14 protein-coding genes and 1 pseudogene are annotated in these 14,912 nt (G+C 70.6%); 11 read left to right on the top strand and 4 right to left on the bottom strand.

Features of this window, described 5'->3' with window-relative positions:
- Nucleotides 1-53 precede the first annotated feature (53 nt).
- Nucleotides 54-530: a GatB/YqeY domain-containing protein gene (locus ACIO3O_RS28520; RefSeq protein ID WP_401750667.1), complete on the top strand. Its 477-nt coding sequence runs from the start codon at nt 54-56 to the stop codon at nt 528-530.
- Between the two features lie 139 nt (nt 531-669).
- Here ACIO3O_RS28520 and ACIO3O_RS28515 read toward each other — a convergent pair whose 3' ends face one another.
- Nucleotides 670-2,922: a transglycosylase domain-containing protein gene (locus ACIO3O_RS28515; protein ID WP_401750665.1), complete on the bottom strand. Its 2,253-nt coding sequence runs from the start codon at nt 2,920-2,922 to the stop codon at nt 670-672.
- A gap of 186 nt (nt 2,923-3,108) precedes the next feature.
- Here ACIO3O_RS28515 and ACIO3O_RS28510 point away from each other — a divergent pair.
- Both ACIO3O_RS28510 and ACIO3O_RS28505 read left to right on the top strand, forming a co-directional pair.
- A pseudogene (locus ACIO3O_RS28510) lies at nt 3,109-3,465 on the top strand (transposase); the annotation flags it as partial.
- 379 nt (nt 3,466-3,844) lie between these two features.
- A complete protein-coding gene (locus ACIO3O_RS28505; RefSeq protein WP_401750662.1) occupies nt 3,845-4,192 on the top strand; it encodes a WhiB family transcriptional regulator in 348 nt (115 codons plus the stop codon).
- A gap of 158 nt (nt 4,193-4,350) precedes the next feature.
- Here the strand turns inward: ACIO3O_RS28505 and ACIO3O_RS28500 are convergent, their stop codons facing one another.
- Both ACIO3O_RS28500 and ACIO3O_RS28495 read right to left on the bottom strand, forming a co-directional pair.
- The gene (locus ACIO3O_RS28500) at nt 4,351-5,718 is read right to left on the bottom strand and encodes an ArsA family ATPase (RefSeq protein ID WP_401750660.1); all 1,368 of its coding nucleotides are present in this window, start codon (nt 5,716-5,718) and stop codon (nt 4,351-4,353) included.
- Nucleotides 5,715-6,713 (bottom strand): ArsA family ATPase, encoded by a 999-nt coding sequence (locus ACIO3O_RS28495; protein ID WP_401750658.1) that lies wholly within the window; start codon nt 6,711-6,713, stop codon nt 5,715-5,717. Before ACIO3O_RS28495 ends, ACIO3O_RS28500 begins: the two co-directional genes overlap by 4 nt.
- A gap of 115 nt (nt 6,714-6,828) precedes the next feature.
- Between ACIO3O_RS28495 and ACIO3O_RS28490 the strand changes: the two genes are divergently transcribed.
- The 5 genes from ACIO3O_RS28490 (at nt 6,829) to ACIO3O_RS28470 (ending at nt 10,537) form a co-directional block, all read left to right on the top strand.
- Complete coding sequence (locus tag ACIO3O_RS28490) at nt 6,829-6,993, top strand: DUF4177 domain-containing protein (protein ID WP_189826869.1); 165 nt, start codon at nt 6,829-6,831, stop codon at nt 6,991-6,993.
- Nucleotides 6,990-7,457, top strand: a complete 468-nt coding sequence (locus ACIO3O_RS28485) for a RidA family protein (RefSeq protein ID WP_401750656.1) — start codon at nt 6,990-6,992, stop codon at nt 7,455-7,457. Before ACIO3O_RS28490 ends, ACIO3O_RS28485 begins: the two co-directional genes overlap by 4 nt.
- Nucleotides 7,458-7,533: 76 nt before the next feature.
- A complete protein-coding gene (locus ACIO3O_RS28480; protein WP_401750654.1) occupies nt 7,534-8,442 on the top strand; it encodes an NUDIX hydrolase in 909 nt (302 codons plus the stop codon).
- Complete coding sequence (locus ACIO3O_RS28475) at nt 8,439-9,269, top strand: MBL fold metallo-hydrolase (RefSeq protein WP_401750652.1); 831 nt, start codon at nt 8,439-8,441, stop codon at nt 9,267-9,269. The genes ACIO3O_RS28480 and ACIO3O_RS28475 overlap by 4 nt, the downstream gene beginning before the upstream one ends.
- Nucleotides 9,270-9,664: 395 nt before the next feature.
- Nucleotides 9,665-10,537: a prohibitin family protein gene (locus ACIO3O_RS28470; RefSeq protein ID WP_401750649.1), complete on the top strand. Its 873-nt coding sequence runs from the start codon at nt 9,665-9,667 to the stop codon at nt 10,535-10,537.
- 148 nt (nt 10,538-10,685) lie between these two features.
- Here the strand turns inward: ACIO3O_RS28470 and ACIO3O_RS28465 are convergent, their stop codons facing one another.
- The gene (locus ACIO3O_RS28465) at nt 10,686-11,360 is read right to left on the bottom strand and encodes a Crp/Fnr family transcriptional regulator (RefSeq protein ID WP_185033934.1); all 675 of its coding nucleotides are present in this window, start codon (nt 11,358-11,360) and stop codon (nt 10,686-10,688) included.
- Between the two features lie 288 nt (nt 11,361-11,648).
- Between ACIO3O_RS28465 and nth the strand changes: the two genes are divergently transcribed.
- From nth to ACIO3O_RS28450, 3 genes are all read left to right on the top strand, one after another.
- The gene (nth, locus tag ACIO3O_RS28460; protein WP_401750846.1) at nt 11,649-12,665 is read left to right on the top strand and encodes an endonuclease III; all 1,017 of its coding nucleotides are present in this window, start codon (nt 11,649-11,651) and stop codon (nt 12,663-12,665) included.
- Nucleotides 12,666-12,800: 135 nt separating this feature from the next.
- Entirely contained in the window at nt 12,801-13,586 is a 786-nt protein-coding gene (locus ACIO3O_RS28455; RefSeq protein WP_401750844.1) for an NUDIX hydrolase, read from the top strand.
- A 22-nt stretch (nt 13,587-13,608) separates the two neighbouring features.
- Entirely contained in the window at nt 13,609-14,814 is a 1,206-nt protein-coding gene (locus ACIO3O_RS28450; RefSeq protein WP_401750647.1) for a MarP family serine protease, read from the top strand.
- The last annotated feature ends 98 nt before the right edge of the window (nt 14,815-14,912 follow it).

Genomic DNA, 14,912 nt, shown 5'->3' with positions numbered 1-14,912 from the left:
CCGCGGCGGAAATCGGCGGGCGGCGGAGGCGTACGACCTGCCACACTTGCGTCATGACCACGCTCAAGTCCCAGCTCAAGTCGCAGTTGAAGGAAGACCTCACCGCCGCCATCCGGGCGCGCGACGAGCTCCGCTCCTCCACGCTCCGGCTCACCCTCGCCGCCGTGCAGGTCGAGGAGGTGTCGGGCAAGGAGGCCCGCGAGCTCTCCGACGCCGAGGTCGAGAAGGTGATCGCCAAGGAGGCGAAGAAGCGCCGCGAGGCCGCGGACGCCTTCGCCAAGGGCGGTCGCGCCGAGCAGGCCGAGCGGGAGAAGGCCGAGGGCGAGATCCTCGCGACGTACCTGCCGCAGCAGCTGAGCGACGACGAGCTGAAGGCGATCGTGGCCGAGGCCGTCGCCGAGGCGCAGGCGGCGGGGGCCGAGGGGCCGCGTGCCATGGGCGCCGTCATGAAGATCGTCAACCCGAAGGTCGCGGGCCGCGCCGAGGGCGGGCGCGTCGCCGCGGCGGTGAAGGGGCTGCTGGCGGGCTGATCCGGGCCGGCGTGCCGATCCGGGCCGACGGTTCACGCCTGCGGGTGTAGGAGTGAGGGCGCCACCCCCGACGGGGGTGGCGCCCTCTTTCGTTGCTCACGCGGTCGTCGCGGTCGTCGCGGTCACCGGTCGCTCCGGATCACGGCCCGTCCCCGCCGAAGATGTCGCCCCAGCCGCCGCCGTTGCCGTCGTCTCCGCCGTTCCCGTTCCCGTTTCCGTCCCCGCCGTCGTTGCCGTTCCCGGGGTCCTGGCCGGGGGGCTTGTTGTCGCCGGGGCGGTTCTTGTCGCGGTCCCTGTTCTTGCCCTTGTCCTTGTCAGTCTCCGGCTCAGGGATGTCGACCGTCTTGAACTGCGGGGAGCCCTTGCCGTCGAGCGCCCCGGTCATCGCGTCCTTCCAGATGGGGCCGGGGACCTGGCCACCGAACACCTTGGCCTCGTACTTGCCGCCGATGGTGATGTTCTCCATCTTCACCTGCTGGGAGGGGCTGCCCACCCAGACGGCGCCCGACAGGTTCGGGGTGTAGCCGACGAACCAGGCGTTCTTGCGGGCGTCGGTGGTACCGGTCTTGCCCGCGTTGTCACGGCCGTCCTTGAGCCCGGCCTGCTGACCCGTACCGGAGTCGACCACCCCGCTCAGCAGCGTGTTGACGGTGTCCGCGGTCTGCTCGGCCATGGCCGCCGTGCACGAGGTCTTCGGCACCGGCAGCGACTTCTTGCCGGGCGCGGTGATCGACTCGATGGCGATCGGCGTGCAGTACGTGCCCCGGTTGGCGAAGGCCGCGTACGCGCTGGCCATCCGCAGCGGCGAGATGCCGTTGGAGCCGAGGGTCAGCGTTGAGGGCTCCTCGTTGAGCTTCTTGCCGTGGCCCTGGATCAGGCCGAGCTTGTCGGTCATCTTGACGACCGGGCACATCCCGATGTCCTCAAGCATCTGAACGAAGTACGTGTTGACGGACATGTTCATCGCTTTACGGAGCGGGTACGGGCCGTTCTCCTTCTCGTTCTCGTTCTCGAGCTTCTGCTTCATGCCGATGTTCACCCACGGTTTGCCGCTGCAGGTCTCGATCCGCGCCGGGTACGGCATCTGGTACGGAGACGGGTAGACCTGCGTCGGCGGCTTGCCCTCTTCCAGCGCCGCCGCGGTCAGGAACGGCTTGAAGGTCGAGCCGGTCGGGAAGCCGAAGTTCGAGCCGCCCATGTTCTTGTCGACCGAGTAGTTGATCTGGGTCTCGTTGTTCCCGAAGCCGTACGGCTTGGACTGGCCCATCGCGAGGACCTTGCCGGTGCCGGGCTCCACCAGGGTGACGGCCGTGGCGACCTTGTCGCTCTTGTAGACGTGGTCCTTGATGGAGGCCTGCGTCGACTGCTGGGCCTTCGGGTCCAGGGTGGTGCGTACGGTCAGACCGCCCTGGTTCCAGACCTTGGCCCGGTCCTCCTTGGTCTTGCCGAAGACCGGGTCGTTGAGGAAGATCTCGCGGACGTAGTCGCAGAAGAACCCGGCGCCGCTCACCGCGGTGATGCAGCCGTTCTTGGGCTTGCTCACCTTCAGCTTCAGCGGGGCGGCCTTGGCGCGCGCGGCCTCGGCGGGGGAGATCTCGCGGATGTCGGCCATGCGCTGGAGCACGATGTTGCGCCGCTTGGTGGCCTCGGCGGAGTCGTTGACCGGGTCGTACCGGGTCGGCGACTGGACGAGTCCGGCCAGCAGCGCGGCCTCCTCCAGCTTCAGGTCCTTGGCGCGCTTGCTGAAGTACCGCTGGGAGGCGGCCTCGACGCCGTACGCCTGCTGCCCGAAGAAGGTGATGTTGAGGTAGTTCTCCAGGATCTTCTTCTTGCCGAGCTCCTGCTCGACCTGGATGGCGTACTTCAGCTCGCGGATCTTGCGGCCGAGGGTCTGCTGGGTGGCCTGCGCGACCTTGTCCGGGTCGTCGCCCGCCTCCTCGACGAAGACGTTCTTCACGTACTGCTGCGTCAGCGTCGAAGCGCCCTGTGCGGTGCCGCCGGACTGCACGTTGCGGTTGAGGGCGCGCAGGATGCCCTTCATGTCGACCGCGCCGTGCTCGTAGTAGCGGTTGTCCTCGATCGCGACGATCGCCTTCTGCATGTACGGCGAGATGTCCTTCAGGTCGACCACCGTGCGGTCGCGGGAGAACACCGTGGCGATCTTGCCGCCCTGGCTGTCGAGGATCGTGGTGCGCTGGCTCAGCGGCGGGCGCTTGAGGTTCGCCGGGATGGTGTCGAATCCCTCGACCGTCCCCTTGGCCGCGAGACCGAGCGCACCGGCTGCGGGCAGGGCGATGCCGGCCAGCACGGCTCCGGAGAGCACGCTGACACCGAGGAACTTGGCGGCCTGCTGGGTCCGTGTGAGACCCCCGCCCGAGCGCGTTTTTGCCATGAGGAGCAGCCTAATCCGTAGGTAAGGGCGATCCGTAGGAGCAGGGGCCTCTCGGAGCGTTCGCGTACCAGACCGTGACATCCAGGAGCAGCCGGGCCGATCAGGCCTCGACGTGGACCGGTGCGCGAGCTTGGTGCTCAGGGTGGTGGCAGTCGTGCGGGTGCCGAACGGATGCCTGGCGCTGTGCGGGTCCTCGCTGAGATCGGGGACGACCACACCCGCTTCGCCGACGCCCGCGGCCTCAAGGCCAGTGCAGGCGCCTCGCCCGTCACCCGCGCCTCCGGCAAGAAGTCCTCCGTCACCCGCCGCCGGGTCAAGAACGACCGCCTCGACCACGCTGGCCACCTCTGGGCCTTCGCCTCCCTGCGGGCCTCCGCCGGGGCCAACGCCCACCACCGGCGCCGACGCGAAGCCGGAGACCGGCTCGCGTCCGCCCGGCGCAACCTCTTCCACCACCTGCTCGGGCAGCTCTACCACTGCCTCCAGCACCACGAACTGTTCGACGAAAACACCGCGTTTCCCGCTCAAGTCGCCTCCGCCGCTGGACGAATGAGCAACGTGAGGTGTCTACGTTCTCAATCGCCGGACACACACAAAGGCTCTGGCCTAAGCTGCTCTCAGCTGTCACACCAGTGCGGTTCCGTCTCACATCGGCGGGGCCGGACCGAGTGGTCCCCGCGGTCGCTTCCCCGGCCCTCTCGACCCCGCTGAACTGTCCCGTTTCTCCGGGTAGATGACGCATGTCCCCAGCTCACTCCCCTGGGTGATCTGCCGCATACGCATAGTCCGTTCGGGCCATTCAAGATTGGGCCCGAAGGGGGTGTTGCGCTGTGCCCACCTTCCGTAACGTCCTCAACTGGCAGCGGTGAATATGCCGCTACCGCCGTGGGGGAGCCTCGATTCGGGAGAGGACGGCGCCGGGATGGGCTGGGTAACCGACTGGAGTGCGCAGGCAGCCTGCCGCACTACCGATCCGGATGAACTGTTCGTACAAGGAGCGGCGCAGAACCGGGCGAAGGCGGTGTGCACCGGATGTCCGGTGCGGACCGAGTGCCTGGCGGACGCGCTGGACAACCGCGTCGAGTTCGGCGTGTGGGGTGGCATGACGGAGCGGGAACGCCGAGCGCTGTTGCGCAGGCGTCCGACGGTCACCTCGTGGCGCAGGCTCTTGGAGACGGCGCGTACGGAGTACGAGCGCAGTGCGGGAATCCTGCCCGCGGTGCTCGAAGAGGCCGAGGTCTACGAGGAGACGTACGCCGCGGTGGGCTAGGCCGATCGTGGCGGGACTGGGCCGATCGTGGCAGCCCAGGCAGTCCACGGCTCAGCTCAGGCCGGGCGTGGCGGGGCCGACGGTGACGGCGTGCAGGGCGGCGGATGCGGACGGGGATGTCCGGACCGGCCGCCGGTCGCTCACCGACGACTCGTGGTTCACCGGTGGCTCAGACGCTCACCGATGGCCCGCAGGCCGGCCAGGTCGTGCACGTCTCCGGGTAGGGCGGCGACTTCGGTCACTGCCACCTCGGGGTGGAGTGCGGTGAAGCGGTCGCGCGTTCGCTGTTCACGCGCGAGAACCTGCATGCGTTCGGCATGCAGCCGCAGCAGGCCGGCAGTCAACTGCGCGACCTCGTCGGCGACGTCGGCCCCGGCGGGCCCGTGGGCTTCGGCGGGTTCGGTTCGGGGAGCGTCGGTCGTCGCGTCGCCGCGTGCGGTGGTGCGGGGTGTCTCGGGAGAGGCGGCCGTGGAGCCACGAGGACCAGCATTCCCGTCCCCCTGATCCACAATGCCGCGCTGTCCAAGATTTTCCGCGGCGGCCAGCGCCCGCTCGGCGGACAGCTGGGGGGCGCCGCTGCCGTGCACCCGGTTGAGTACGAGACCGGCCAGCGGCATCTCCTCGGCGGCCAGGCGCTCCACGAAGTACGCCGCCTCGCGCAGCGCGTCCCGCTCCGGGGCGGCGACCACCAGGAACGCCGTCCCGGGCGCCTGGAGCAGCCGGTAGGTGGCGTCCGCACGCGTGCGGAACCCGCCGAACATCGTGTCCATCGCCGCCACGAACGTCTGCACGTCGCGCAGCAGTTGGCCGCCCATCAGCTTGCTGAGCGTGCCGGTCATCATCGACATGCCGACGTTGAGGAACTTCATCCCGGCCCGGCCGCCCACCTTCGCCGGCGCCATCAGCACCCGGATGAACTTCCCGTCCAGGAAGGACCCCAGCCGCTTGGGCGCGTCCAGGAAGTCCAGCGCGGACCGGCTGGGCGGGGTATCCACGACGATCAGGTCCCACTCGTCCCGCGAGCGGAGCTGCCCCAGCTTCTCCATCGCCATGTACTCCTGCGTACCGGCGAACCCGGCCGACAGGGACTGGTAGAAGGGGTTGTCCAGGATGGCGCGGGCCCGGTCCGCGTCCGCGTGCGCCTCGACGATCTCGTCGAAGGTGCGCTTCATGTCGAGCATCATGGCGTGCAGCTCGCCGCCCGCGCTCTCGTCGATGCCCTTCACCCGGCGCGGCACGTTGTCCAGGGAGTCGATCCCCATCGACTGGGCGAGCCTGCGCGCCGGGTCGATGGTCAGCACCACCGCCCGCCGCCCCCGCTCGGCCGCCCGTACGCCCAGTGCCGCCGCGGTGGTCGTCTTCCCGACGCCGCCGGAGCCGCAGCACACGATGATGCGGGTCGCCGGGTCGTCCAGCAGGGGATCGACGTCCAGCGCCGGGGCCGGGTCCAGCCCCCGGGCCGTACCCGTGGCCCGGGTCGTCGTGCCCGTCTGCGACGTGCCCGTCCGCGACGTGTCCGCGCTCATGCCGATCCCCCCGCCCGGTCCGCCCCCAGGTGGGTACGGAGTGCCGCCGCCAGCCGGTAGAGCCCGGCCAGGTCCAACCCCTCGCCCAGCATGGGGAGTTCGTACGTCTGAAGGCCGATCCCGGCCAGTGCCGACCGCTGCTCGCGCTCCAGCTCGACGCGCTGTGCGTGCTCCGCGGCCTGCTCCAGGAGCGGGTCCACCAGCCGCTCCGCGTGCCCGCCGCGTTGTGCGCCGCCCAGGCCCGCCGTGGACAGGGCCTGCGCCACGGCCGCCCGCTGCTCGCCCGCCGCCGCCCGCAGCGCCTCCTCGTCCAGCAGCTGCGGCCGGACCATGTTCACCAGCACCTTGCCCACGGGCAGCTCGGCGGCCCGCAGCTCGGCGACCCCGTCGGCGGTCTCCTGGACCGGCATCTCCTCCAGGAGCGTCACGAAGTGCACCGCCGTCTCGGGGGACTTCAGGACCCGCATCACGGCCTGCGCCTGGTTGTGTATCGGCCCGAACTTCGCGAGCCCCGCGACCTCGTCGTTCACATTGAGGAACTTGGTGATGCGCCCGGTGGGCGGCGCGTCCATCACCACGTAGTCGTAGACGTACGCGCCCTTCTTGTCCCGGCGCCGGACCGCCTCGCAGGCCTTGCCGGTCAACAGGACGTCCCGCAGTCCCGGCGCGATGGTGGTCGCGAAGTCGATCGCGCCGAGCTTCTTCAGCGCCCGCCCGGCGCTCCCCAGCTTGTAGAACATCTGGAGGTAGTCAAGGAGTGCGCGTTCGGCGTCGATCGCGAGGGCGTACACCTCCCCGCCGCCCGACGCGACAGCGATCTTGCGCTCCTCGTACGGAAGGGCTTCCGTCTCGAAGAGCTGCGCGATGCCCTGCCTCCCCTCGACCTCCACCAGGAGGGTGCGTTTGCCCTCGGTGGCGAGGGCGAGCGCGAGTGCCGCGGCGACCGTGGTCTTGCCGGTACCGCCCTTGCCACTGACGACCTGGAGCCTGCTCACGCCTTCGAGCCTAACCAGTCGTCCCGCGGGCCAATCAGGAGGCCGCCCATCCCGTACGTTCCGACGGGGCCACCGCTGCGTTCCCACCCACTTTCCACCGGCTAGAGTCGGCCGCATGAGTACAAAGTGGGAGTACGCGACTGTCCCCCTCCTCGTCCACGCGACGAAGCAGATCCTGGACACCTGGGGCGAGGACGGCTGGGAGCTCGTCCAGGTCGTGCCGGGTCCGAACAACCCCGAGCAGCTGGTGGCCTACCTCAAGCGGGAGAAGACCGCATGAGCGCGGTCGAGGAGAAGATCGCCTCGATCGGCCTGACCCTGCCCGAGGTCGTCCCGCCGATCGCCGCGTACCAGCCGGCCGTGCAGTCCGGTGTGTACGTGTTCACCGCGGGCCAGCTCCCGATGGTGGACGGCGCCCTGCCGGTCACCGGCAAGGTCGGCGCGGAGGTCACCGCCGAGGAGGCCAAGGACCTGGCGCGGATCTGCGCGCTGAACGCCCTGGCGGCCGTGAAGTCCGTCGCCGGTGACCTGGACCGCATCGCGCGCGTCGTGAAGGTCGTCGGCTTCGTGGCCTCGGCCAACGACTTCACCGGTCAGCCCGGTGTCATCAACGGCGCCAGCGAGCTGCTCGGCGAGGTCCTCGGCGACAAGGGCGTGCACGCCCGCAGCGCCGTCGGCGTGACGGTCCTGCCGCTGGACGCCCCGGTCGAGGTCGAGATCCAGGTGGAGCTCACCGAGGCGTGAGCCGTGGGCCCGGCCGGTTGGGTGCTGGCTACAACTGCCTCTCGAACATCGAGGCGGTTGGCCGTAGCATCCGGCCATGTCCCATGGTCAGTGGTACCCGCCCGAATGGCCCGACCGGATTCGCGCGCTGGCGAGCGGCGAGCTCGTTCCCGCGACCCCGAAGCGGGCCGCGACCGTGCTGTTGCTGAGCGACGGCACCACCTCTGACCAGGACGGACTCTCCGTCCACATGCTGCGCAGACGCGCCTCCATGGCTTTCGCCGGAGGCGCGTACGCGTATCCGGGCGGCGGCGTCGATCCCCGGGACGACGACTCGCTGGTGCGCTGGGCGGGGCCCGGCCTGCCGGAGTGGGCCGAGCGGCTGGGCCTGGGCGACGACCTGGGTGCGGCCCAGGCGGTGGTCTGCGCGGCCGTGCGCGAGACCTTCGAGGAGGCGGGCGTCCTCCTCGCCGGTCCCACCGAGGACACTGTGGTCGGCGACACCACGGGCGCCGACTGGGAGGCGGACCGGCAGGCTCTGGTGGCCCGGGAGCTGGGCTTCGCCGCGTTCCTCGACCGGCGGGGGCTCGTACTGCGCTCGGACCTGCTGGGCGCGTGGGCGCGCTGGATCACCCCGGAGTTCGAGCCCCGGCGGTACGACACCTGGTTCTTCGTGGCCGCGCTGCCCGCCGGACAGCGGACCCGCAACGCCTCCACGGAGGCGGACCGCACCGTGTGGATCTCCCCGGCGCAGGCGGCCGCCGGATACGACCGTGGCGAGCTCCTGATGATGCCGCCCACGATCTCCACTCTCCGTCGGCTCCAGCCGTACCGGACGGCGGCAGAGGTCCTGGCGGGCGCACCCGCCCAGGACATGACCCCCGTACTGGCCCGGGCCCGCCTCGTCGGCGGCGAGCTGGAGCTGAGCTGGCCGGGCCACGACGAGTTCACCAAGCACATCCCGGCCGCCTCCGGGCAGGCCGACCCGGCGGGAGGCACCCGATGACGGACGCAGCGGCCCTTCCCGGGCAGCCGCGCGGCGGAGTCCTCTCCGGGCGCGCCACCGCCCGCGCGGTCAACGTCCTGGCCCCGAACCCCTCCGCGATGACCCTGGACGGCACGAACACGTGGATCGTGTCCGAGCCGGACTCCGACCTGGCCGTCGTCGTGGACCCGGGTCCCTTGGACGACGTGCACCTGCGGGCGGTGATCGACACGGCGGAGAAGGCGGGCAAGCGCGTCGCGCTGACCCTGCTGACGCACGGGCACCCCGACCACGCGGAGGGGGCCGCGCGGTTCGCGGAACTGACCCGGACCACGGTGCGGGCGCTGGACCCCGCGCTGCGGCTCGGGGACGAGGGGCTGGGCGCCGGTGACGTGATCACCACCGGCGGAGTCGAGATGCGGGTGGTGCCCACGCCGGGGCACACCGCCGACTCCCTCTGCTTCCATCTGCCCGCCGATCAGGCCGTGTTGACGGGGGACACGGTCCTGGGCCGGGGCACCACCGTGGTGGCGCACCCCGACGGGCGGCTCGGGGACTACCTCGACTCGCTGCGGCGGCTGCGGTCGCTCACGGTGGACGACGGGGTGCGGCTCGTCCTGCCAGGACACGGGCCCGTACTCGACGACGCCCAGGGCGCGATCGAGTTCTACCTGGCGCACCGGGCGAACCGGCTGGCGCAGGTGGAGACGGCGGTGGAGAACGGGCACGTGAGTGCGTCCGACGTGGTGGCGCATGTCTACGCGGACGTGGACCGGTCCCTGTGGCCGGCGGCCGAGCTCTCCGTGCGGGCGCAGCTGGCGTATCTGCGCGAGCACGGCCTGATCTGAGCCGAACCGGCCTTCCTTCCCTGTGCAGTTCACAAGCTGCGAGGGCTCAAAGGCCCACCGACCTGCGGAACTCCGGTACTGCGCACTGCGGTTTCTCCGTACGGCCGAGGGGTCTTCCTGCCGTGGACTGCGATGTATTCGGTCGCCAGCCACGGGCCGAAATCCTCGGTGTACATACGGAGAACGGCCGGATCCGCCGAAGGGTTCCCGGCCGCCTCCGCGATTTTCCGCATCGTGTCTCCCCGCTCCGGGAACTCCTCGCGCTCGATGTACGGGTGGTGGGGAGGGCGTCCCGCGAATTCCCCCGCGTTCGCCATGTTCATGCCTTACTCTCCGCCTACATCCGGTCCATTCCGGCATGATGACCGCAGTTCCTGGGGGGAACCACTGTGTTTGTGCTGTCCATCCTGCTCGTCCTCGCCGCCGTGGTGCTCTATTTCGTGGGCCGTGCGCAGGACACCCGCGGGCTGAAGATCGGTGCGGCGGGCGCGTTGCTCGCGGGGCTGATCGCGGGGATCTCCAGTTGCCTGTACGTGATGAGCGCGTACGAGGTGGGAGTGCCGGTGACCTTCGGCAAGGTCGGCGGGCCGATGCTCTCCGGCATGCATCTGCGCTCGCCCTTCACGACCGTCACCTCCTTCTCCACCCGGCCCGTCGACCTCAACCTGTCCGACAAGGACGTCGTCGAGGTCCGTTCCTCGCAGGGCGGCGTCATGGAGGTCGAGCTGACCGTGAAGTGGGCGGTGACCCCGGACAAGGTCGTCGAGCTGTACCGCCTCGCGGGCAGCGAGGAGTCCGTGCAGACGCGTCTGGTGCAGCCGGACACCCGGGAGATCATCCGCAACGTGTTCGCCCGGCACACGAGCGAACAGGGCTATTCCTCGGCCCGCGAGAAGATCAACGCCGAGATCGGCGAGCTCATCAAGGAGCGCCTGGCCCCGCGCGGGATCGCCGTCGCGGCCGTCAACCTGCGCAACGTGAAGCCCTCGGCGCAGCTCCAGGGCCAGATCGACCGCAAGATCCAGCAGCAGCAGGCCACCGAGCGGGCCGAGGAGGCGACCAAGACGGCCACCGCCGAGGCCAAGCGCCGCAAGATCGAGGCCGAGGGCATCGCCCAGGCCAACCGCATCCTGAACGACTCGCTCAGCGACAAGGTCCTCGCGAACCAGTGCATCGAGGCCTACAAGGAGGCCGCCCAGAAGCACCCCGTGTACGCCGTCCCGTGCGGCTCCGGCAGCAAGACGCCGGTGATCGTGGGCAAGGACTGAGCGCGGTGGTGCGGGCATGCCCCCGAAGACGGGGCACTGTCGCGGGCCGCACCGCCGAAAACGCGGCACCCTGACGCGGGAACGGGCCGCACCCTCACCGAGGGTGCGGCCCGTTCCCGTACAACAAAAGACAGCGACAGCAGGAGCGTCAGCGCGAGCGCTTCGCCAGCCGCTCCACGTCCAGCAGGATCACGGCACGCGCCTCCAGGCGCAGCCAGCCGCGGCCCGCGAAGTCCGCGAGGGCCTTGTTGACCGTCTCGCGGGAGGCGCCGACCAACTGGGCCAGCTCTTCCTGCGTGAGGTCGTGCACGACGTGGATGCCCTCCTCGGACTGCACGCCGAAGCGGCGCGACAGGTCCAGGAGTGCACGGGCCACACGGCCCGGCACGTCGGAGAAGACCAGGTCGGACATCTGGTCGTTGGTCTTGCGCAGCCGGCGGGCCACCGCGCGCAGCAGCGCGGTCGCGACCTCCGGGCGTACGTTCAGCCAGGGCTGGAGGTCGCCGTGGCCGAGGCCCAGCAGCTTGACCTCGGTCAGCGCCGTCGAGGTGGCGGTGCGCGGGCCCGGGTCGAACAGCGACAGCTCGCCGATCAGCTCACCGGGGCCGAGGACGGCCAGCATGTTCTCCCGGCCGTCGGGGGAGGTGCGGTGAAGCTTCACCTTGCCCTCGGTCACCACATAGAGGCGGTCACCGGGGTCGCCCTCGTGGAACAGGGCGTCACCGCGTGCGAGGGTCACCTCGCTCATGGAGGCGCGCAGCTCCGCGGCCTGCTCGTCATCGAGCGCCGCGAAGAGCGGGGCGCGCCGCAGAACGTCGTCCACGTGTTCTCTCCTTGTCGACCTGCTCAGGGGAACCTGGGTCCCCATGATGCCGGACGGTAAAACAGTGCGATCAATCACTTCAATCACCAAGGATGACTTACAACCGGCCCAGGTCGTGCTTCAGGGGGCTGATTGGGTACGCATGGGGCTGCGGCCACGGCGAATGTCAGTGGCTGCACCTAGGCTGGACGGGTGTCCAACAAGCCGGTGAGAGCGCAGGTCAAGGGGGCCGGGCAGGTGGCAGCAGATCGCAATTCCGCTGTGGGCGAACAGGCTGCGGCGAGGCCGATGAAGGCCGCCAAATCGGTCGGTGCGACGTCGGCCGGACCGGTGGCGGCGAAGAAAGCGCCGGTCAAGAAGGCTGCGGTCGCGAAGGCCGCGGCGAAGAAGGCCGCGGCGAAGAAGGCTGCCGCCGCTCCGGCGAAGAAGTCCGTCGCCATTCCGGCGAAGAAGGCTGCCGTCGCGAAGCCTCCGGTGAAGCAGCCCGCCGCCAAGGCCCCCGCCAAGAAGGCCGCCAAGCCCGAGTCGCACCTCTCGATGGTCCGCCGCGCCCGCAAGATCAACCGCGCGCTGGCCGACGTCTACCCGTACGCCCACCCCGAGCTCGACTTCGAGAACCCCTTCCAGCTGCTGGTCGCCACGGTCCTCTCCGCCCAGACCACCGACCTGCGCGTCAACCAGACCACCCCCGCCCTCTTCGCGGCCTACCCGACGCCCGAGGACATGGCGGCGGCCGTGCCCGAGGAGCTGGAGGAGATCATCCGGCCGACGGGCTTCTTCCGGGCCAAGGCGCGGTCCCTGCTGGGCCTCTCCACGGCCCTGCGGGACACCTTCGGCGGCGAGGTGCCGGGCCGCATCGAGGACCTGGTCACGTTGCCGGGAGTGGGACGAAAGACGGCAAATGTCGTCTTGGGCAACTACTTCGGCGTCCCCGGCATCACCGTCGACACCCACTTCGGACGCCTGGTGCGGCGCTGGAAGTGGACCGACGAGGAGGACCCGGTGAAGGTCGAGGCGGTGGTCGCCGAGATCTTCCCCAAGAGCGAGTGGACGATGCTCTCGCACCGCGTCGTCTTCCACGGCCGCCGCATCTGCCACTCCCGCAAGCCCGCCTGCGGCGCCTGCCCGATCGCCTCCCTGTGCCCGTCGTACGGCGAGGGCGAGACGGACCCGGAGAAGGCCGAGAAGCTCTTGAAGTACGAGAAGGGCGGGTACCCGGGACAGCGGCTGAAGCCCCCGCAGTCCTACCTGGACGCGGGCGGGAAGCCCGCACCCCCGATGGGAGCGGCACCGGCCGGAAAGTGACCTTCGCCGTTCCCCGGATTGAGGGAACGACGGCTGAATGCGGAACGATCGTGACGGGGGCGGACGTTGGGAGAGCACGGGGGTGTGGCGATGACACGGATCAGTGCGGCGGGAGCCGCGAGCGAGACGGACGAGATGGACGAGACGGACGAGGACGGGGCCCCGACGGCATCCGGCCGGACCGCATCGGCTTCCGGCCGCACCGCGGCGGCTCCCGCCCGGACCGCACCGGCACCCGGCCACGCCACCGCCCCGGCCGTCGTCGTCAGCGACCGGGGCCTGCCCGCCTGGCTCGACCCGGTCGCCGGTGTCGCCCGCAGCGTCCGCCCCGAGCAGCTGAGCCGGTTCCTGCCGCCGGAGAGCGGCAGCGGCCGCCAGTCGGCCGTCCTGGTCCTCTTCGGCGAGGGCCCGCAGGGGCCCGAGCTGCTCCTGATGGAGCGGGCGAGCAGCCTGCGCTCGCACGCCGGGCAGATCTCCTTCCCCGGCGGCGCCCTCGACCCCGAGGACGGCGACCCGGAGACCACGGGCCCGCTGCGGGCCGCCCTCCGCGAGGCCGAGGAGGAGACCGGACTCGACCCCTCCGGCGTCCAGGTCTTCGGCGTGCTGCCGCGCCTCTACATCCCCGTCAGCGGCTTCGTGGTGACCCCGGTGCTGGGCTGGTGGCGCGAGCCGAGCCCGTTCGGCGCCGTCGACCAGGGCGAGACGGCCCGGGTCTTCACGGTCCCGGTGGCGCACCTCACGGACCCCGCGACCCGGGCCACCAGCGTGCACCCGCGCGGCCACCGCGGTCCGGCGTTCCTGCTGGAGCACGGCCTGCTGTGGGGTTTCACGGCCGGAGTGGTCGACAAGGTCCTGCACTACGCGGGCTGGGAGCGCCCCTGGGACCGCTCCCGCGAGGTCCCGCTCGACTGGCACGCATGACGGACATGACAGGGTGGCGGGCGTGAACGTCCTGGACATTGTGTTGCTGGTCGCGGCCGTGTGGTTCGCGGTCATCGGGTACCGCCAGGGATTCGTCGTCGGCGTGCTGTCGGTGATCGGGTTCCTCGGCGGCGGTCTTGTCGCGGTCTATCTGCTGCCGGTGATCTGGGGGTGGTTCGACGAGGGTTCCTCCCTCGGCGACTCCACCACCGGAATCCTGGTGGCGGTCGTGATCGTGATCGTCTGCGCCTCCGTGGGGCAGGCCTTCACCACCCACCTGGGCAACAAGCTCCGCAGACACATCACCTGGTCGCCCGCCCGCGCCCTGGATGCGACCGGCGGCGCGCTGGTCAACGTCGTGGCGATGCTGCTGGTGGCCTGGCTGATCGGCTCCGCCCTCGCGGGCTCCTCGCTGCCGACGCTCGGCAAGGAGGTGCGCGGCTCCAAGGTGCTGCTCGGGGTGGACCGGGTGGTGCCGGGCCAGGCCGCGAGCTGGTTCGACGACTTCAGCTCCGTGCTCGCGCAGAATGGTTTCCCGCAGGTCTTCAGCCCGTTCTCGAACGAGCCGATCACCGAGGTCATGCCGCCCGACCCGAAGCTCGCGGGCAGCCCGGTGGCGGCCCGCGCCAAGCAGTCCATCGTCAAGGTCGTCGGCACGGCGCCGAGCTGCGGCAAGGTCCTGGAGGGCACCGGCTTCGTGTTCTCCGAGCGCCGCGTCATGACGAACGCGCACGTGGTGGGCGGCGTCAGCGAGCCGACCGTACAGATCGGCGGCGAGGGCAAGCTGTACGACGCCAAGGTCGTCCTCTACGACTGGCAGCGCGACATCGCCGTCCTGGACGTCCCCGACCTGCGCGCCAAGCCGCTGGAGTTCATCGGCAAGGACGCCCGCAGCGGCGACAGCGCGATCGTCGCGGGCTTCCCGGAGAACGGTTCGTACGACGTCCGCTCGGCCCGCGTCCGCGGCCGCATCAACGCCAAGGGCCCGGACATCTACCACCGCGACACCGTCCGCCGCGACGTCTACTCGCTGTACGCGACGGTCCGCCAGGGCAACTCCGGCGGCCCGCTGCTGACCCCCGACGGCAAGGTGTACGGCGTCGTCTTCGCCAAGTCCCTGGACGACCCGGAGACCGGCTACGCGCTGACCGCCGACGAGATCAAGGACGACATCAGGACCGGCCGCACGGCCAACCAGCAGGTGGACAGCCAGGGCTGCGCGCTCTGATCCCGACCGGGTGCGGCCCCTTCCCGCGCTCACCGGGCGCGGCCCCCACGCGCTCACCGGGCGGCGCGGCCCCCGCGCCTTCACCGGGCGCGCCCCCC

Source organism: Streptomyces sp. NPDC087440 (assembly GCF_044744005.1).
Classification (GTDB): Bacteria; Actinomycetota; Actinomycetes; order Streptomycetales; family Streptomycetaceae; genus Streptomyces.
The sequence above is the reverse complement of the archived record's forward strand: the minus strand, read 5'-3'. Positions and strand labels throughout refer to the sequence as shown.